Origin of the sequence: Microbacterium sp. NPDC056052, from assembly GCF_042266785.1 — a bacterium.
Taxonomy (GTDB): domain Bacteria; phylum Actinomycetota; class Actinomycetes; order Actinomycetales; family Microbacteriaceae; genus Microbacterium.
Genome location: NZ_JBHJWV010000008.1, coordinates 27,588 through 45,937, shown reverse-complemented (window position 1 = coordinate 45,937; position 18,350 = coordinate 27,588). Strand labels below are relative to the sequence as shown.

The window sequence follows — 18,350 nt, the reverse complement described above, 5'->3', positions numbered from 1 at the left end:
GCATCCGACGCCTGGTGCCGCTCCGACGACGGCTACGCTCGGAATCCGGTGCCGATCCAGGCGGCGCCCCGGCATGCACGACGCCGGCACGGAGGGGGATGCATGGCGGAGTCGACCGCGTCCCTCGGGGACGCGCCCCTTGCGGGCTGGCATTTCACGGGCACCCTGCGCACGTACCAGGCGCAGGTGCTGGAGCGATTGGCCCCCGGATCCGCGTCCGCGCTGCACATCGTCGCGCCGCCGGGATCCGGCAAGACGCTGCTCGGGCTGCTGCTCGCCGCTCGCGAGGGCGGGCGCACGCTCGTGCTCGCCCCGAGCACGACGATCCGCGAGCAGTGGGCGCGCACCGCGGCCGCTCTCGCTCCCGATGCCGCGGCGGTGTCGACGGATCCGCTGCGCATCGGCGACCTCACCGCGCTGACCTATCAGGCGCTCAGCGTCACGGGCGACGGGTCCCCGTTCGAGGCGCTCGCCCGCGCCCGGTGGGCGGACGAACTCGTCGACAGCGGCCGCACGCAGGCGGCGGCGGAGACCTGGCTCGCAGAGCTCGCCGTCGACAACCCGGCGCAGTACCGCACGGGCCTGCGCGGGCGGGTGAAGCGGATCCGGCGCCGGTTCACGCGGGAGCGACCACAGGCGATCGCGCGCGTGCTGCATCCGAACGCGGTGGCGCTCCTGGAGCGGATCGTGGACGCCGGCGTCGACACCATCGTGCTGGACGAGTGCCATCACCTGCTCGATCACTGGGCGCTGGTCGTCGCGTACCTCGTCGGCGCGATCCGCGAGCGCGGCGGGCGCGGACTGGTGATCGGGCTCACGGCCACCCTGCCGGACGTCGCGGATGGCACCGAGTTCGACAACTACACGCAGCTGCTCGGCGACGTCGACTTCGAGGTGCCCACCCCGGCGGTCGTGAAGGAGGGCCACCTCGCGCCCTACCGCGACCACGTCTGGTTCACCGAGCCCGTGCCGGCCGAGGCCGCCTTCATCCGGCGGCACGGCGAGCATCTCGATGCCCTGCTCGCCCAGGTGCTGTCCACCCCTGATGGCATCCGCTACCTCGAGGAGCGTCTGCAGCCCGCGGATCCGGATCCGCCGGAGGATCCGTCCGCCGAGTCCGCCCCGGCCGCTCAAACCCTCGAAGGGACCGCCGCCATGCCGCCGCCGTCCCCTGCGGCGCTCGAGCGTGCCCTGGCCGACGATCTCCCGTTCACGCGCTCCTGCGGCGTGGTGCTGCGCGCGCTCGCCCCGCAGCACCCGCTCTGCGCGATCCTGCCTCCGGTGCTGTTCGAGCGCTGCACGACCGACGATCTGCTGACCGTGCTGGCGCGGTTCGCGCTCACCCGGCTGCTACCGGATCCGGGGGCGAAGCGGCAGTGGCGCTACGTCAAGAAGGCCCTCGCCGACTTCGGGCTGCTGCTCACCGATCGGGGGCTCCGTCGCGGCCGGGATCCGGTGGAGACCACCCTCGCCTTCTCGGAGGCCAAGGACCGCGCCGCGGTGGACATCCTCCGGCTCGAACTGAGCGGAGCAGACGGCGCGAGGGTCAAGGCCGTGATCGTGACCGACTTCGTGGAGCACGGCAACAGCCGCGGACTCGTCGGCGAGACCGCCGCCGGGGCGCTCCGCGCCTACGACTTCGTCGTGAACGATCCGCTGAGCGCCGCCCTGAACCCGGTGCTGCTGACCGCGGACCGCATCCGCGTACCGGCGGCCCGCGCCGAGGAGCTCGCCGGCGCGCTCGCGGCACACGTGGGGTCGGCCGTCCAGGTGCGTCCCGGCGGCGTCGGCCCGTGGCGCGAGCTGGACGCCCCCGGCGTCGGCTCGGGGCGGATCGTCGCGGCCGTCTCGGCCCTGATGTCGGCGGGATCCGTGCGCCTCCTCGTCGGCACCCGCGGCCTGCTCGGCGAGGGCTGGGACTGCCCCGCCGTGAACACCCTGATCGACCTCACGACCGTGACCACCTCGACGGGCGCCCCGCAGCTGCGCGGCCGCACTCTGCGGCTGGATCCGGCCTGGCCGGAGAAGGTCGCGCACAACTGGTCGGTGAGCTGCCTGATCCCGGCCGACGTGGCCTTGGACGACGCCACCGAGCGGCGCCGGCTCATCCGACGGCACGGCCACCTGCTCGGGCTCAGCGCGGACGACGACCGGATCGTCCGCGGACTCGGCAACGCCCTGTCGCACGCCACGCGCGAGGCGCTGGACCGCGTGCTCGGCAAGGACCCCGGGTCGTCCGTGGGCCAGCTCGGCGATCTCGTGCGCACCGAGGTGATGCCGCGCTCCGAGACCCGCACCGCGTGGCGGGTCGGGGAGCCCTACGTCGCGGAGGAGCGCGAGGCGCTCGCGGTGCGGAGTGCCTCTGTCTCCGCACTCGTCCCCACCACGCGCGCGGTCCGCTCGGCGATGCCGTGGGCCGTGCTGCTCGGCCTGGCGGGGAGCACCGGCATCACCGCCCTCGCCGCGAGCGCCGTCCCGATCACGCCGGCCGCGGGCGTCGGCATCGCGGTCACGGCGGGGGCGGCTCTGGCGCTGGGCGGTGCGGTCGGGCCGCTGGTGCGCGAGCACCGCCGGCGACGCGACCCCGCGGCATCCTTCCGGGGTGCGGCGGTGGCGCTCACCCGTGCCTTGGCCGAGAGCGGACGGATCCGCCCGTGGGACGAGGCCGCGATCATCGTCCGCAACGAGGGCGACCTGATGAGGATCGAGCTCTCCGGCCCCGATCGGCGCGTCGTCGCAGATGCGATGGAGGAGATCTTCGCGCCGCCGTCGGCTCCGCGCTTCCTGCTGCGCACCGACCGCGACGACATCGGCGGCCGGGCCTCGCTCATCGGCATGATCGCCGCGACGCGGCACGAAGGCCTGCGCGGGGCGACGTTCCTCGCGATCCCGCGCACGCTCGCCCGACGCCGCACCGACGCCGAGGCGTTCCTCCGGCACTGGCGCGAGAACGTCGGCGCGGCAGAACTCATCGAGCTCAAGGGCGAAGAGGGTCTCGCACTGCTCGCCCTCGCCCGTCGCACTCCGCGGGTGCTCGACGCCGCGGAACCGCGCACGACGCTCTGGGGCTGAACCGTCCCCTGCGGTTCCGGCGGGTTCAGGATCCTTCGGACGAACCGCTCGCCTGCCGTCCGGCCGCGGACGCCGGTTCCTGCCCCATCCCGGCCGTCGCCGCGACGGCGGCGGAGGAACCGGGACGCGCGGGCTCTGCGTCGCCGCGGCGCCCGTGCCACCAGCGCAGCAGATGGTCGATGCCGAAACCGAGGATCACGGCGAACACCACGGCGATGCCGACCCCCAGCAGCGGATTCTCGTGCACCCACTGACCGGCCAGGAGTCCGATCCCCAGGGCGTATGCGACCCAGGTGATGCACGCGAAGAGGTCGTAGAGGAAGAACTTGCGGTGCGGGAAGCCGGTCTGGCCTGCCATGTAGTTCACGGCGACCCGGCCCCACGGGATGTACCGCGCGGTGAAGATCAGCGCCGCGCCGCGCTTGTCGAGCTCGTAGCGGGCCCATTCGAACATCTTGTGCACCCGCGGCCGGCGCATCCACGCCCAGCGGTCGGTGCCGATCGTGCGACCGAGCAGGTACGCCATGTTGTCCCCCGCGACCGCGCCGACCAGCGCGACCATCCCGAGCACCACGAGGTTCGGCTCGCCGTTGTGCAGCGACAGCGCGGCCAGCGCGACGAGCGCCGTCTCGCTGGGCAGGATCGTCGCGAAGCCGTCGATGAAGAAGAACACCAGCAGCACGGGGAACAGCCAGAGCTGCCCCGCAGCGTGCAGCAGCCAGGCGTTCAGCAGGTCCATGCCATCCACGCTACGGCGCGGGGGAACAGCCGTCGTCATACCGGAGAGTGATGTTCCGAACTGTTCACCGCGCCCCGATGCCCCGGGCGCCGCTTCTTGAGTGGTCCTCAGACCGCGGTCGCGTGCTCCGCGCAGGGCACCGCCACGCACGTCGCGCAGACCACCGCCTGATGCCGGCACGAGGGATCGGGGCAGTTCGCAGTGCGGTTCGTGGCCGCGCCGCAGCCCGCGCATACGCCGATCACGGCCGCGTGATCGGAGAAGTCGACGGACCCGCGCCCGTCGAACACGTACAGGGATCCATCCCACAGGCCGTCGTCGCCGAACCGCTCGCCGTAGCGGACGATCCCTCCTTCGAGCTGGTACACCTCGCCGAAGCCGCGCGCCGCCATGAGACTCGACAGCACCTCGCAGCGGATCCCGCCGGTGCAGTACGTGACGACGGGCCGGCCCTTGAGGTCGTCGTACGCGCCGGAGTCGAGCAGCCCGACGAAGTCGCGCGTGGTCTCGGCCTCCGGCACGATCGCTCCGCGGAATCGGCCGATCCCGGCCTCCAGGGCGTTGCGTCCGTCGAAGAACACGACGTCGTCCCCGCGCTCGGCGACGAGCTCGTGCAGCGCGTCAGGACTCAGCCGGGTGCCGCCGCCGACCACGCCGTGCTCATCGACCTGCAGTTCCCCAGGAGCGCCGAACGAGACGATCTCGTCGCGGACCTTCACGCTGAGCTTGGGGAAGTCGGCGCTGTACCCGTCGGCGTCGACCGCGGTCCCCTCGCTCCATTTCACGTCCGCGCCGTGGAACGGCCCATAGGCCCGGAAGGAGCGCAGCCACTTCTTCACGGCGGGCAGGTCGCCGCCGAGGGTTCCGTTGATGCCGTGCGGGGAGATCAGGATCCGCCCCCGCAGGTGCAGTGCCTCGCCGAGATCCCGCTGCCAGAGACGGATGGCCTCGGGATCCGGCAGAGGCGCGAAGGCGTAGAACAGCACGATCTTCGGGGTGGGCACCCAGCGATCCTAGTCGCGAGCCGCGCCCGACCTCCGCCGCGCCCACGCGCCCGCCGACTCGCTCGACAGGGCCAGCAGCGCCAGGCACTGCAGCGAGGCGGAGAGAAGCGTGCCGTTGAGTCCGAGCGTCGCCGTGCCGTCGAGGTAGTCGATCGCTGTGGAGAGCACGCCGATCGCGAGGAGCACCATGAGGATCGCGCGTGATCGGCGCCCCCGGCGAAGCACGAACCAGGCCATGAGCAGCTGCGCGAGCGAGATGAGCACCCCGAAACCGAGGACGAAGAGCAGCAGCGCCACAGCCTCCGGCGGCCCTGCGGCGACGAGTGACTTCACGCCGGAATCCGCGGCGGCGCCGAGGGTCAGTCCGAGCACGTCGATGATCGCGCCGAGGACGACGACGCCCACAGCGAAGAACGTCGACAGCGGAGCCCGCCGCATTGACCGCTCGGCGGTCGTACGCAGGGATTCGCCTCGTCCCTCGCCCGGAAGGTCCGCGGCGGAATCAGGACCGAACTCGTCGTCGGATCCGTCCACCTCCTCGTGCGGGGCGGTGCGAACCAGGGTGACGTCGATGATCGGCAGGTGCCCGTCAGTGAGGAACCGGTCGCCGCCGCCGTTGCGGGAGTGGTAGCCGGTGGTGAAGTCGCGGAGGTCACGGACGCGCACCGCAGGATCGGCCTCGCGCGCGCCCTCGACCACGAAGTCGCGCTCGACGTCGGTGTTCTCGTCGATCCGGTGGGTGACCTGCAGCGTGAACAGGCTGAGCCCCACATCGGTGTCGTACGTGCCGGCGCCGAGCCAGTCGGTCCTGGCGCCGCCGGGCAGCAGCCAGCCGGGAGGGCAGTGCCAGAAGCGCACGTGGTGGCGCTGTTTGGGGTTGCCCGCGACCTCCTGCTGGTAGGCCACGTCGTGGCGGCGGCCGAACAGCATGAGCGGCGACACCGGAGCCGTCGGATAGCTGCGCCGGGTGAGCGTCGAGACGATGATCCCCCAGGTCGAGGCGGCGGTGATCTCATCGGCGCGATGCCAGCCGGCCTCGGTCATGACCTGGTCGAGCTGCGCCGCCGTGCCGTCGACCCCGAGGTTGACCGGATCCCCCAGCAGCCCGTCCCCCGTGCGCGTGCGCCCGAAGAAGTAGTCGGGCACGTAGAGGTCGCTCAGCAGCCGGTGCAGGCGCGGCAGCACGAGGTACGCCATGATCGCCCACACCGGGATGAACAGCAGCAGCGCCCACGGCGAGCGGACGCCCTCGATCGAGATGATGACCGCGAGCCATACGGCCGCGGCCGTGCCGATGAGGAACGCGATCCGGTCGAACACCGTCGAGGAGGGCAGCGGCTGCTGCATCTGCAGCGCCCAGCGGCGCCTCGACGGATGCTGTGCGTCGCTCACGGCTGCCCTCTCCCTCGCGGTCGTCTCTCATCCTGGCACGGAGGCCGCGCGACCGCCGGGAGGGCGTCCGCGTCGTCGCCTTCCCGGCCGGACGCGGGGGATCCGCCGCCCGGTCAGGACCATCCCGTCGCATCGGATAGGATGGTCAGGTTGTATTCCTGGTGACGTGTCCGAGCGGCCGAAGGAGCACGCTTGGAAAGCGTGTGTTGTGCAAGCAACCGCGGGTTCGAATCCCGCCGTCACCGCCAGAATGAAGCGCCGCCCCGAGATCCACGGGGTGGCGCTTCGCTCGTCTCACGCCCCGTGGGGTCTCCCCCGGCGTCGACCGCGCGCGGACCCCCGCCGTTTCGAGGACGTCTGCAACTCTGCAGGACGGATCCGCCCGGAACCTCCTGCGGAGGTGCAGACGTCCTTCAGAGTTCCCCTGACAGAGCGGGGCCCCGGCCGAACCAGGGTCCGTCAGACAGCGGGGATCCGGATCCCGTAGGTGGTGCTGCCGTCGCCCGATGCGAGCTTCGTGAAGCCGAGCCGCTCGTAGAACGCGCCGGCGGAGAGGTTGTCGGCGTTCATCCCGAGGTGCAGCGCCGACACGCCCCGCCGGCCGAGCTCGGCGAGCAGCGTCTCGATGAGGCGGCGCCCGAGGCCCTGCCCCTGGGTCTCGGGCAGCAGGTCGATGTGCAGATGCGCCGGATACTCCCGCACGATCGGGTCGTCGCCCGGTGCCTGACGATCGCCGTAGGCGATGAAGCGGTCCTGCGGGGTCGGCACGGCCGCGCCGGACGCGCGGTAGCGGTCGCGGCGCGACGGCCACCACTCGTCGCGGAACCAGGTCGCGAACGCGTTCGTGTCATCCGTGGCGACGATGTAGCCGATCACCCGCGCGTCGTCCGCCTCGACGACCCAGCACAGCCCAGGGTCGCGCAGCGCATAGGGCACGGCGAACAGGTCGCCCCACAGCGCGTCGTCCTCGAGCATCCCGGTGGCGTCCTTGCCGACGTCGGCGGTCTTCACGCACACATCGGTGAGCGCGTCGACGTCTTCGGAGCGGAACGGTCGGATGCGTGCCACGGGGTGCCCTTCGATCGCGCCCTTCGTCTCGCTACGCTCGCTCAGGGACCTGCGGATGCCCTCAGCCTAGCGAGACGGATCCGCACCGGGATTCCGTGCCTCGGCGCCCTCGAGCACCTGCGGCAGCCGCACCCAGCGCCACAGCACCGCGGCCACGAGGAACACGGCGCCGGCGCCGATCAGCGCGCCGCCGACCGTGTCGCTGAACCAGTGCACGCTGAGCACGGTGCGCGAGAACCCCATCGCCACCGTCCACACCGCTCCCCCTAACGCCACCCAGAGCATCGGGAACAGGAACCACAGCACCACCGCGAGGGTCGCGGCGTTCGCCGTGTGCCCGGACGGGAAGGATCCGAAATCCGAGGCGATCAGCAGATCCTGCGGGCGCGCGCGACCCAGTGCCTTCTTCACGAGCTGCACGACGCCCGCGCTCATCGCGAAGGCGATCAGCGCGAACAGGGCGCCGCGCCAGCCCCTCACAAGCCACGCGAGGGCCGTGATCAGGAGCGGAGTGAGGATCGTCGCGACCCATCCCCCGCCGAGCACGTTCATGACCAGCGCCCAGCCGACGAGCACCGGCCCGCGCCATTCGACCATCTCCAGGTTCCACGCGTCGTCGAGCGACACGATCACCGCAGGAGAAGTCGCCAGCACCACGGCCATGGCGAGGGCGATCGTCACCCCGACGATCCCGAGGACGAGAGCGAGCCGACGTGTCATCCGGCCATTCTCCCCTGCGCACCCCGCACCGCCCCGCAGCCGAGCCGGTGGCACGACGGAGCGACGAAGGCCGGCCCCCGCGACGTGCGGGGACCGGCCTTCGTCGCGTTCCGCGGGCTCAGCCCTTCGTCGCGCCGGCCAGCAGACCGCGCACGAAGAACCGCTGCAGTGCGAAGAACACGATCAGCGGAACGATGATCGAGATGAACGTCCCCGCCGACTGCAGGTACCACTGGTTGCCCCAGGTGCCGGACAGCGAGTTCAGCGTCTGGGTGAGCGGCAGCGAGGACTCGGGCGCGAAGATCGTCGCCACCAGCAGGTCGTTCCACACCCACAGGAACTGGAAGATCGCGAAGGACGCGATGGCCGGCATTGCGAGCGGCAGGATGATCCGGAAGAAGATCTGCCCGTGCCCTGCCCCGTCCACGCGGGCGGCCTCGACGACCTCGCTGGGGATCTCCGCGATGAAGTTGTGGAGCATGAAGATCGCCAGCGGCATCGCGAAGATCGCGTGGGCGATCCACACCGTGGCGAAGCTGTGGTCGACGTCGCGCAGGGTGAAGCCCGGGAAGATCTGCGTCCCGAACAGCGTGAGTCCCCGCGAGAACAGCGACAGCAGCGGCACCAGGGCCATCTGGATCGGCACGATCTGCAGCGCGAACACGAACACGAACACGAGGTTCTTGCCCTTGAAGTTCATCCACGCGAAACCGTAGGCCGCGAGCGAGGCGATGAAGATCGGGATCACCGTCGCCGGGATCGTGATCGCGAGCGAGTTCACGAACGACGCCCCGAGCGTCAGCGCCGTGCCTCCCGAATTCAGCGCATCGGCGTAGTTGCTGAGCGTGAACGACGGGTTCACGAACGCCGTCCACCAGCCGGTGCTGTTCGAGTCGGCTCCGGGCCGGAACGAGGTGACGAACAGGCCGAGGGTGGGGATCGTCCAGAAGATCGCGATGATCACCGCGGCGAACGTGGCCCCCTTCGAGGTGAGCCGCTTCTGCGCGGTCGCCTCGTTACGGCGGGTGTCGCGCTCGACCTGGCGCTTGCTGCGGTTGTCGGTGACGACCGCCTGTGTCGCACTCATCAGCGGATCTCCCTCTGCTTGGCCATCTGACGCGCGTTGTAGATGATCAGCGGCAGCACGAACAGGAACAGCACCACGGCCAGTGCCGAGGAGTGCCCGTAGCTCTGGAAGCGCTGCTGCTGGTTGACCATCTCGAAGCCCAGCACGGTGCTGTTGGCACGGCCGCCGGTCATCACGGCGACGATGTCGTAGACCTTCAGCGAGGCGATCGTGATGGTGGTCAGCACGACGATCAGCGAGGAGCGGATCCCCGGGACCGTCACGTTGCGGAACCTCTCCCAGGCGTTCGCGCCGTCCAGAGATGCCGCTTCGATCTGCTCGGTCGGAACCGCCTTGATGGCCGCCGACAGGATCACCATGGCGAAACCGGTCTGCGTCCAGATGAACACGATGAGCAGGCAGATCGTGTTGACCAGCGGAGTGGTGTCCAGCCAGGAGATCGGCTTGCCTCCGAACAGCGTCACGATCGCGTTGAGCAAGCCGATCTGATCGCCCTGCCGGAAGTCGTAGATGAACTTCCAGATGATGCCGGCGCCGACGAACGAGATCGCGACCGGCATGAACACGAAGACCTTCAGGATCTTCTCCCCCCGGGCGCGGTCGATGAAGACCGCGTAGGCGAGACCGAAGATCGTCGACACGATCGGGGCGATCAGCGCCCAGATCAGGGTGTTGATCACCGACCAGAAGCCCTCAGGGTTCGTGAACACCCACTGGTAGTTCTCCAGCGCGACGAAGTCCTTGCCGGTCTTGTCGAAGAACGACTGGATGATCGTGCTCACGGCCGGATAGATGAGGCCGACGATGAGCAACAGGGTGGCCGGCGCCATGAACAGCGTGAGCTGGAACAGGTAGCCGGATCCCTCGCGCGCGCGATAGTCGGCGAAGAACAGCAGCCCGCCGGCGACCAGCGCGATGATCATGACGTACACCACGGCGTTCTGATACGGACGCAGCATCATGAACGCCAGCACCGGGATCGCGAAGCACGCCACCAGACGGAGCCAGAAGTAGCCCTTCCCGTGCCGCGGCGCGTACTCGATGAGCATCAGTAGGATCCCCGCGATGATGCCGAAGACAAGCAGCACGAGAGGGATCTGCAGCAGCGGGTTCAGCCCGCCGAGCCAGGTGAAGAAGCTGTTCAGGGAGAAGCCGAGCGACGTCGGCTTCGGGCTCTCCGCCGGACCACCGGCGATGAGAGCGATGAAGACCCCGAGGATCACGATCGCGCCAACGATGTAGGCGCCGACGGTGACGGATCGGGAAGCGGTCGTGCGGCCGGAACTCACGGACTCGGTCTTGCGATCGGATCGCGTGGTCTCGGTCGCGGTGGATTGCGACATGTGGACCCCTTTGACGGTTCGACGATGAACACTTTCAGGACCTGCCTGGAGACGACTGCGGGGCCGCCCGCGTCAGCGGACGAACCCCGCAGCCCCCAGGTGGTACTCAGACTAGTTCTTGTATCCCGCCTGGATGTCACTCAGGACCTGATCCGTCGGCTTTCCATCGATCCAGCTGACCATGCCCTTCCAGAACGACCCCGACCCGACCGTGGCCGGCATCAGGTCGCTCGCGTCGAAACGAAGCGTGGTCTTCGGATCCTGCAGCGTCTTCATCGCGTCCTGAAGGAACGGGCTGGACGCGAGCGAGGGGTCCGCGTTCTTGTTGGCGGAGATGACCCCGCCGAGCTTCACGCGGGCATCCGCGAACTCCGGCGAGGACATGAACTCCAGGACCTTCTTGGTCGCGGTGCCGTCGGTGAATCCGGCGACGAACTCACCGCCGCCCTCGATGGTGTTCTCCCCCGCCTTGATCCCCGGGAGCACGAAGGCGTAGACATCGCCGTCGGGCGCCACGGTCGGCGCCTTGCCGTCCTTGGTCTTCACGTCGAGGAAGTTCGACGAGAGGAAGGATGCCTGGTGCGTCATCGCGCAGGTCCCGTCGGCGACCTTGGCCGCGACGTCCGCGAAGGCCGTGGAGTTGATGCTCTTCACGTCGCCGAAGCCTGCGTTGACGTACTTCGGGTCGAGCAGGATCGTGCCCACCGCGTCGAAGGCCTGCTTGATCTGCGGGTCGGTGAACTTCACGTCGCCGGCAACCCACTTGTCATAGACGTCCGTGCCGCTCTGGCGCAGCACGAGGTCCTCGATCCAGTCGGTGCCCGGCCAGCCGGAGGCATCCCCCGAGGCGAAGCCCGCGCACCACGGGGCGCTGCCGGTCTTCTCCTGGACGGTCTTGGTCAGGGCGAGCAGGTCGTCCCAGGTCTTCGGGACCTCGACGCCCCACTCCTTGAACTTCGCCGGCGAGTACCAGACATAGCCCTTGACGTTGGCGAGCATCGGGGCGGCGTAGAACTTGCCGTCGATGGTGCCGTAGGTCTTCCAGTCCTTGGACCAGTTCTTGTCGACGTTCGCGGAGACCTCGGACGGAGCCTCCTTGACCTGGCCGGTGCCGACGAGGCTCTTCAGCAGACCCGGCTGCGGGACGATCGCGATGTCGGGGGCGCTGCCACCGGACACCTTGGTGACGATGTTGCCCTCGAAGCCCTTGTCACCGGTGTAGACGACCTTGATGCCGGTGTCCTTGGTGAACTGGTCGAAGGACTTGTTCAGCAGATCCGCCTCGGACCCCGTGATGCCGCCGGAGATCTTGACGGTCTCCCCCTTGCCGGACGAGTCGCCGCCGCTCGAGCTGCCGCCCTCGGCGCAGCCCGCGAGAGCGAGGCCGGACACCGCGAGCAGCGCGAGAGGCGCGATCAGGCGACGTCGCTGAGACATTCCCATACGTTTTCTCCTTCGAATTCGCGGGGGCGATTTCCCCAGCGCTGGGGGCTCCTTCAGGAACCGCTTCCAGGCGACACTAGTGACCCTTCCCCCCATTGCGCAACGGCTTTGGATCACAACTGGGTAACCTGCCCGAAATATGGCGAGACGCGTGGGAGCGCTTTCAAGGAACCGGTTCCATCCTCTCCGAGATATCGCTATGGTGAGGGGATCCGTTTTCGAGGAGGAAGCGCCGTGACCGGGATCATCGATGTGGCGCTGCGTGCCGGCGTAGCGAAGTCGACGGCCAGTCGCGCACTCAGCGGCAACGGCTACGTCTCGGCGGAGACCAGGGAGCGTGTCGAGCGCGCCGCGCAGGAGCTCGCGTACTCGGCGCACTCGAGCGCGTCCAGCCTCGCGACGGGCCGCACCTCCACGATCGGCGTCATCATGCCGATGGCCGACCGCTGGTACTTCGCCGAACTGCTCGCGGGGCTCCAGCAGGCCCTCATCGACGACGGCCTCGACCTCGCCCTGTACGGCGCCGCGGAGGGCAGCGAGGAGCGCGCCCGCATGCTGGACCACGCCCTGGCCGGGCGGCGCTTCGACGGGATCATCGCCGTCTGCCTGCAGCCCGGGGCGCACGAGCTCGAGCGACTGGCGGGGACCGGTCTGCCGCTCGTCTCTGTGGGCCCATTCGCGGAGCACGCCGACACCGTCACGATCGACGACGTCGCGGCGGCACGCGTGGCCACCGAGCATCTGATCGACCTCGGCCACGAGGATATCGCGTTCCTCGGGGACGCCGCGGACGCCGACCGCTTCAGCTTCGGCGAGCGCAAGCGCCTGGACGGCTACCGCCAGGCGATGACCGCCGCCGGCCTGGAGGATCGCATCCGTGCGGTCCCCACGCAGTCCACGATCCCCGAGGCGTTCGCGACCGCGGCAGCGCTGCTCGCGGATCGGCGCAAGCGCCCCACCGCCATCGCGGCGGTCTGCGACGAGGCGGCCGTGGGGGCGATCATCGCCGCGCAGCGCCTCGGCATCGGCGTGCCGAGCGAGCTGAGCGTGATCGGGATCGACGATCACCGCTACGCCGAGATGTTCAGCCTCACCACGATCCGGCAGAACCCCCGCGAGCAGGGCATCACGGCGGTCCGCCTGTTGCAGGCGCGGATGCAGGACGCCGAGGCGCCGCTCGAGCACGTGATCGCCGCGGCGACGCTCGTGGCCCGCCAGTCGACGGCCGTGCCCCGCATCGACGCCGCGCGCTGACGGGATCCGCCCGGAGACGCACGAAGGCCCCGGGAGAACCCGGGGCCTTCGCAGCGTCGAAACGCGAGATTACTTGAGGGTGACCGTCGCGCCGGCCTCCTCCAGGGAAGCCTTGGCCTTCTCAGCGGCCTCCTTGTTGGCGCCCTCGAGGACGGCCTTCGGAGCACCGTCGACGACAGCCTTGGCCTCGCCGAGGCCGAGCGAGGTGAGCTCGCGGACGACCTTGATGACCTGGATCTTCTTGTCGCCGGCAGCCTCGAGGATGACGTCGAACGAGTCCTTCTCTTCCTCGGCCTCAGCGGCACCAGCGCCACCCGCAGCGCCGGCGACGGCGACGGGAGCAGCAGCGGTGACGTCGAACTTCTCCTCGAACGCCTTCACGAACTCGCTGAGCTCGACAAGGGTCAGACCAGCGAACTGGTCGAGCAGCTCCTCAGTGGTGAGCTTCGCCATGATGTTTCTCCTAATAGATGGGGTTTGTGGGGAAAAGACCGGGGAGGCTCAGGCAGCCTCAGCGGTCTCCAGCTTCTCGCGAAGAGCATCGATGGTGGCCGCAGCCTTGCCCATCGTCGCCTTCATCATGCCCGCGGCCTTGGCCAGCAGAACCTCACGGCTCTCCAGCGAGGCGTACTTGTTGACCTCGTCGGCACTCAGGGCGTTGCCCTCGAAGATGCCGCCCTTGATCACGAGAAGCGGGTTCGCCTTGGCGAAGTCACGCAGAGCCTTGGCGGTGGCGACGAAGTCACCGTGCACGAAAGCGACGGCCGACGGACCCTTGAGGTCGTCGTCCAGCGCCGTGATCCCCGCGTTGTTCGCGGCGATCTTGGTCAGCGTGTTCTTCACCACGGCGTAGCTCGCGTCCTGACGGATGCTGTTGCGCAGCTGCTTGAGCTGGGCAACCGTCAGACCGCGGTACTCGGTCAGCAGGACGGCGTTCGAGTCCTCGAAATTCTTCGTGAGCTCGGCGACCGATGCATCCTTCTGCGCCATGGTCACTCCTTGATGGGTACGGGATGCTCCACGGCAGTGGAGCACCGACCTGGACCGCCGCGCTCTGCAGGCAAACAAAAACGCTCCGGCGCAAGCGCACGGAGCGTGATCCAGAATCCTGGAGATCGTTCGTGACACCTGCGCGGGCCTCTGCCGTGCGGATCCATGATCCGGCAGTGCTTCGATCGCCTCATGCTCGCGCACACGACGATGACCAGCGGTCTTCGGTTACGACAAGACTACGGCATCCCGACCGCTCCCCCAAATCAGGGGAGGCCGGCCGGGTCCGAGCGAGCGATGTGCACCGGATCCCTTCGATGTCGACCACGTCTTCGGCGTCAATAGGGGTCGAGTGTCTCATCACGTCCGGTGCGCTCGAGATCCGCCGCGCTGAACCCGTCGTCAGGTGCACCCGCGCGCACCGGATGCGATACAGCGGAAGCCGCCACAGCACAGCGGCCGACGTGTGCGATGCCACAGCACCACCCCGGCCATCCCGTGCCACGGCGATCACATGCGCCCTGTGCTGCTCCTCCGGCCACAGCCCGGAGCGTTCGTCCGCATCCATGTACCAGCCGCGGCGGATGTGGAACAGCGCGCCCGCGCGCACGGCGGCGGCGATCCGCCTATCCGTCCAGCCGTTCAAGATCAGATCCTCCCGCGAGCGCACGAGTTGCGCGAGGATCGGTTCGCGGCGCGGGACGGCTGCATCGGAGATCAGTGCCATGCCTCATCCTGAACGCCCACGGAGCACGACCGAGCAGCGATCACGAAACCGGTGCGAACCGGTCCAGCGCTGCCTTCCGTGCAGGACGAGCCCGTCGTAGTCCGCCCCGACGAACGATCCCGCCGAGAACACCGGATCCTGCCGGACGCACGGGAACATGACGCCAACAACCCGTGCGCCCGGCAACATCCCGTGCACTCGGCAACCCGCGACCCGCGGCGCGCGGCGCGCCAGGACGTGGGCGTCGGCGGGCGGAGGTAGCCTCGATGGGTGACCCCGGAGCTCGAAGCGCGCATCATCGCGGATTCCCGCGATCGGGTGGCGTGGCTGCGTGCCAGGGCGCGCGGCATCACCGCAACAGACGTGGCCGGGCTCACCAGTGCCGGGTCGATCGCTCGCGCGGCGGACGCCAAACTCGGCGCGGGACCCCGCTTCGGCGGCAACGCCTACACGGACCACGGTCGGCGGCGCGAGCCGGAGATCGCGGCCTGGGTTGCTGCCACACACGGCATCATGCCCTCCTCCGCGCTGTTCTGCGCCGAGGTCGAGAAGCGCCATCTGGCCACCCCCGACGGCATCGTGCAGGAGGCCGACGGGCGCGTCCTGCTCGCCGAGATCAAGACCACCAACAAGTCGTGGCGCTCGATCCCCCGCACCTACCTGCGGCAGGTGTGGTGGCAGCAGCATGTGCTCGGCGCTGAGCGCACGCTGTTCGTGTGGGAGGAGCACGACGACTTCCAGCCCATCCACGACGAGCCCAAATCGGTGTGGATCGACCGCGACGATCGCGAGATCGGCCAGCTGGTCGGTCTCGCCACCCGTCTGATCGACGAGCTGTATCACCGCACCACGGGTCAGACGCCTCCGCGGCCCGCACCGGCCGCGCCCAGCAGCCGCGACGCGCTGCGCGAGCGCGACATGTTCCGCGCCCTCGCCCTCGCGGAGTGAACGGCGACACGGACGACGATCCCGAGCGGATCTCCGCGGCCTGCGACGTCGAGCACCGGGGGCGCGAACGCCGTCAGCTCCCGTTCGCGAACGTGCAGGTGGGGCTGCTCAGGATCGGCTTGGTATAGGTCAGCGTCGACACGGTCGGCGAAACCCAGCCCGTCCACGCCTTGGTGCGCACGTTGGAACTGAAGGTCTCGCCGAAGAGCCCGCCGAGCAGTCCCGACAGGAGACTGCTCGTGAACGTCGTCGTGTAGACACCGTTCGCGTCCGGGCCTGTGGTGGGCACAGCCTGCCAGGCCGTGCCCGCGATCTGCCACTCCGCGTCAGCGGCCGCGGTGAAGCCGGTGTACGGGGCAGTCTGCGCCGCCCATTTCCAGGTGACGACCATGATGTTTCCACCGAGCAGCGCACTCCGGCAGGTGGTCACAGCCGTGATCTGCGGCGGAACCAGCCGGACGGCGGCGACCCCGCTCCCTCCCGCGAACTCGGGATCCGTGAAGGACGCGTCGGTCCTCTGCGGCGGCGGGGCGAACAGGACCGCCCCGAGGAGCAGGACACCGAGGACCGCGAGGATCCCGTGCACCGCCCTCCGCGCTCCGATGCGGCGATTCATCGCTCACCGCCGTCATGTCGGCGTCGTGCCGCGACGACGAGCATCGCGGCAGCGACGGAGACGAGCACGCCCCCGACGACGATGACGGGCACCGGCACGGCGTCCCCCGTTGCGGGAAGGGTATCCCCGGCCCCGGGCCCGACCTGCACGGCGTCCCCGAAACCGTCCGCATGCACCCGGATCTGCGTGGATGCGCCGTGTTGCGCCGCGTCGCCCACTCGCACGTCCAGGCGCAGATGCGCGACGGCGTCCGCAGATATCGCCTCGATCTCGACCGGCTGCCCGCCGCGCGGCACGACCCAGTCCGATCGCAGCGTGCGCTCCCCCGAGGAGCAGCCAGAACCACGCCACGGCTCCGCACAGGTGCGGACGTCGATCGCGAGCGGAGCGGCCCCACTCGCGCTGACGCTCACCCGGACGGACCCGGGATCCGGGGCGTGTGCGCTGACCGTCAGATCCCAGCGCACGGCCGTGCCGACGGTCATCGCCGCCGCGGCGGTCCAGTCCGCGCTCGACACGATGCGCACATACCGCCCCTGCACGGTGTCGGTCACGACGGCGGCCTGCGCCGGGGCCGCGGTCAGCGCCGCGAGCAGCCCTGTCAGCAGGACGGCCGCCGCGCACCGGATCCGTCTCGTCATGACCCCGGGTCGCCCTCGGTCGTCTCGTGATTCCTCTTGTTCCGGCCGCCCGTCCGGGGCCAGAACGCCCAGATCACCAGGGCGGTCGCGCCGAGGGTCAGTCCGCCGAGCACGAACGGGTTCCCGAACGCGACGATGACGGGCGCAAGACCGGGGATCGCGAAGCGCACGAGGCGCACGGAGCTGACCGGATACGGCGCGGGATCGTCCTGTGCGTTGGCATCCCCGCGCAGCGTGAGGAGCCGCTCGTTCGATGAGGCGCCGGCCTCGACCACGCGCACCCGGTGCGTGACCGGCAGCTGGCCGGGACGCTCCACCGTCACAACGTCGCCGACGTGCACCTGGCCAGCCGGGATCTGCTGCACGATCGCCACCGAGCCCGCGGGGATCGTCGGGGACATGGATCCGGTGCGGAACATGATGAGGGTGATGTGCGCCGTGAAGGCGAGCACCACCAGCACGATGCAGATCAGACCGGCGAGTGCGGCGACCCACAGCAGCACCTCGCCCAGCGCGCCGCGCGCCGTCGTCCGGCGTCGCGGCGCGCCCGTGCCCGACTCGCGCTGCGCACGGCGGGTCAGCGCTGCCGGGGTCGTCGCCTGGGTCACGATCCTTCTCCTTCTCGTCCTGTGCACGACGTCAGCTCGACGTCGCGACGAACTGCCATGTCTGGGTCAGGGCCAGTCCCTGCGCACCATTGCCGACGGTCGAGGGCATGGTGATCGCGAAGCAGTAGTTCACCTGGTTCCCGCCGTTCGCGGACACGGTCTGGGATCCGGCCGCCGAGGTGTTCAGCGCCGATCCGTCCACGATCACGACCGCGGATCCCGCCGCCGCGTAATCGGCGGCCGACGCACACTGCGCGGCCGTCACGGTCTTCACCCCGTAGGTGAGGTAGTCGGCGAGCGTGCCCGCCGCATACGTGCTCGCGGTGAGCTTGACTGCGCCGGCGACGGACGGGTTGGCGGTCTTCACGCTGAACAGCGCGTAGACCGTCTTGCCCGGCGCGAGCGCCGCCGCATCCGCCGCGGCGGCGAAGGTCATGGCGATCGCCGTGCCCGCGGTCGCATGGCTTGCGAAGGTCGCGCCGTCGATGCTGCCGACGACATCGAACCTCCCTGCGGTGAACGTGCCCGTGGCGTACTCTCCGTCGTTCCAGCTCGCGAGCGTCACGGTGGCGCCGACGCCGAGCACGAGTCCGCCGGCGAGCACCGCCCTGATCCGTCTCAGGGCGAGCCCGCGCCGGCGCGTGCGGAGGCGGCGACGCGTCGTGACGACGGCCGTGGTCTCCCCGGAAGGCATGGGA

The 18,350-nt window shown here is 69.8% G+C and carries 18 protein-coding genes and 1 tRNA gene; 4 read left to right on the top strand and 15 right to left on the bottom strand.

The features are described 5' to 3' along the window. The first annotated feature begins 102 nt into the window (after positions 1 to 102). Positions 103 to 3,072: a DEAD/DEAH box helicase family protein gene (locus tag ACFC1J_RS15395; RefSeq protein ID WP_375907876.1), complete on the top strand. Its 2,970-nt coding sequence runs from the start codon at positions 103 to 105 to the stop codon at positions 3,070 to 3,072. A 25-nt stretch (positions 3,073 to 3,097) separates the two neighbouring features. Here ACFC1J_RS15395 and ACFC1J_RS15390 read toward each other — a convergent pair whose 3' ends face one another. The 3 genes from ACFC1J_RS15390 to ACFC1J_RS15380 all read right to left on the bottom strand — a co-directional run bounded on the left by ACFC1J_RS15390 (position 3,098) and on the right by ACFC1J_RS15380 (position 6,207). Next, positions 3,098 to 3,811 carry a DedA family protein gene (locus ACFC1J_RS15390; protein ID WP_375907873.1) on the bottom strand — a complete coding sequence of 238 codons (714 nt, stop codon included), beginning with the start codon at positions 3,809 to 3,811 and terminating at the stop codon, positions 3,098 to 3,100. A gap of 107 nt (positions 3,812 to 3,918) precedes the next feature. Next, positions 3,919 to 4,815, bottom strand: coding sequence for a rhodanese-related sulfurtransferase (locus ACFC1J_RS15385; protein ID WP_375907871.1), 897 nt, complete (start codon positions 4,813 to 4,815; stop codon positions 3,919 to 3,921). Between the two features lie 9 nt (positions 4,816 to 4,824). Then, the gene (locus ACFC1J_RS15380; RefSeq protein ID WP_375907868.1) at positions 4,825 to 6,207 is read right to left on the bottom strand and encodes an LssY C-terminal domain-containing protein; all 1,383 of its coding nucleotides are present in this window, start codon (positions 6,205 to 6,207) and stop codon (positions 4,825 to 4,827) included. Positions 6,208 to 6,367: 160 nt separating this feature from the next. Here ACFC1J_RS15380 and ACFC1J_RS15375 point away from each other — a divergent pair. Further along, positions 6,368 to 6,455: transfer RNA gene (locus ACFC1J_RS15375), tRNA-Ser, on the top strand. Between the two features lie 211 nt (positions 6,456 to 6,666). Here the strand turns inward: ACFC1J_RS15375 and ACFC1J_RS15370 are convergent. The 5 genes from ACFC1J_RS15370 to ACFC1J_RS15350 all read right to left on the bottom strand — a co-directional run bounded on the left by ACFC1J_RS15370 (position 6,667) and on the right by ACFC1J_RS15350 (position 11,868). Then, entirely contained in the window at positions 6,667 to 7,275 is a 609-nt protein-coding gene (locus ACFC1J_RS15370; RefSeq protein WP_375907865.1) for a GNAT family N-acetyltransferase, read from the bottom strand. 66 nt (positions 7,276 to 7,341) lie between these two features. Beyond that, on the bottom strand, positions 7,342 to 7,995 hold the full coding sequence (locus ACFC1J_RS15365) for a phosphatase PAP2 family protein (protein ID WP_375907863.1): 654 nt from the start codon (positions 7,993 to 7,995) through the stop codon (positions 7,342 to 7,344). Between the two features lie 118 nt (positions 7,996 to 8,113). Beyond that, complete coding sequence (locus tag ACFC1J_RS15360; protein ID WP_375907860.1) at positions 8,114 to 9,082, bottom strand: carbohydrate ABC transporter permease; 969 nt, start codon at positions 9,080 to 9,082, stop codon at positions 8,114 to 8,116. Continuing rightward, a complete protein-coding gene (locus tag ACFC1J_RS15355) occupies positions 9,082 to 10,425 on the bottom strand; it encodes a carbohydrate ABC transporter permease (RefSeq protein ID WP_375907857.1) in 1,344 nt (447 codons plus the stop codon). Before ACFC1J_RS15355 ends, ACFC1J_RS15360 begins: the two co-directional genes overlap by 1 nt. Before the next feature lie 111 nt (positions 10,426 to 10,536). Then, complete coding sequence (locus tag ACFC1J_RS15350; protein WP_375907854.1) at positions 10,537 to 11,868, bottom strand: ABC transporter substrate-binding protein; 1,332 nt, start codon at positions 11,866 to 11,868, stop codon at positions 10,537 to 10,539. A gap of 234 nt (positions 11,869 to 12,102) precedes the next feature. On the opposite strand from ACFC1J_RS15350, the gene ACFC1J_RS15345 reads away from it, so the two are divergent. Beyond that, the gene (locus ACFC1J_RS15345) at positions 12,103 to 13,122 is read left to right on the top strand and encodes a LacI family DNA-binding transcriptional regulator (RefSeq protein ID WP_375907852.1); all 1,020 of its coding nucleotides are present in this window, start codon (positions 12,103 to 12,105) and stop codon (positions 13,120 to 13,122) included. Between the two features lie 69 nt (positions 13,123 to 13,191). On the opposite strand, the gene rplL is transcribed toward ACFC1J_RS15345, so the two are convergent. The 3 genes from rplL to ACFC1J_RS15330 all read right to left on the bottom strand — a co-directional run bounded on the left by rplL (position 13,192) and on the right by ACFC1J_RS15330 (position 14,839). Next, complete coding sequence (gene rplL, locus ACFC1J_RS15340; protein ID WP_045250549.1) at positions 13,192 to 13,575, bottom strand: 50S ribosomal protein L7/L12; 384 nt, start codon at positions 13,573 to 13,575, stop codon at positions 13,192 to 13,194. 48 nt (positions 13,576 to 13,623) lie between these two features. Continuing rightward, the gene (gene rplJ, locus ACFC1J_RS15335) at positions 13,624 to 14,112 is read right to left on the bottom strand and encodes a 50S ribosomal protein L10 (protein WP_105686198.1); all 489 of its coding nucleotides are present in this window, start codon (positions 14,110 to 14,112) and stop codon (positions 13,624 to 13,626) included. A gap of 190 nt (positions 14,113 to 14,302) precedes the next feature. Next, complete coding sequence (locus ACFC1J_RS15330) at positions 14,303 to 14,839, bottom strand: hypothetical protein (RefSeq protein WP_375907847.1); 537 nt, start codon at positions 14,837 to 14,839, stop codon at positions 14,303 to 14,305. Between the two features lie 270 nt (positions 14,840 to 15,109). Here ACFC1J_RS15330 and ACFC1J_RS15325 point away from each other — a divergent pair, with 270 nt between their 5' ends. Next, entirely contained in the window at positions 15,110 to 15,787 is a 678-nt protein-coding gene (locus ACFC1J_RS15325) for a YqaJ viral recombinase family protein (protein ID WP_375907844.1), read from the top strand. Between the two features lie 73 nt (positions 15,788 to 15,860). On the opposite strand, the gene ACFC1J_RS15320 is transcribed toward ACFC1J_RS15325, so the two are convergent. From ACFC1J_RS15320 to ACFC1J_RS15305, 4 genes are read right to left on the bottom strand one after another with little or no spacing between them, the layout of a single operon-like run. Further along, positions 15,861 to 16,403 (bottom strand): hypothetical protein, encoded by a 543-nt coding sequence (locus tag ACFC1J_RS15320; RefSeq protein WP_375907841.1) that lies wholly within the window; start codon positions 16,401 to 16,403, stop codon positions 15,861 to 15,863. Then, positions 16,400 to 17,044, bottom strand: a complete 645-nt coding sequence (locus ACFC1J_RS15315; protein WP_375907839.1) for a hypothetical protein — start codon at positions 17,042 to 17,044, stop codon at positions 16,400 to 16,402. Before ACFC1J_RS15315 ends, ACFC1J_RS15320 begins: the two co-directional genes overlap by 4 nt. Then, on the bottom strand, positions 17,041 to 17,652 hold the full coding sequence (locus ACFC1J_RS15310) for a signal peptidase I (RefSeq protein WP_375907836.1): 612 nt from the start codon (positions 17,650 to 17,652) through the stop codon (positions 17,041 to 17,043). The genes ACFC1J_RS15315 and ACFC1J_RS15310 overlap by 4 nt, the downstream gene beginning before the upstream one ends. Before the next feature lie 31 nt (positions 17,653 to 17,683). Further along, a complete protein-coding gene (locus ACFC1J_RS15305; RefSeq protein WP_375907833.1) occupies positions 17,684 to 18,346 on the bottom strand; it encodes a SipW-dependent-type signal peptide-containing protein in 663 nt (220 codons plus the stop codon). Positions 18,347 to 18,350 lie beyond the last annotated feature (4 nt).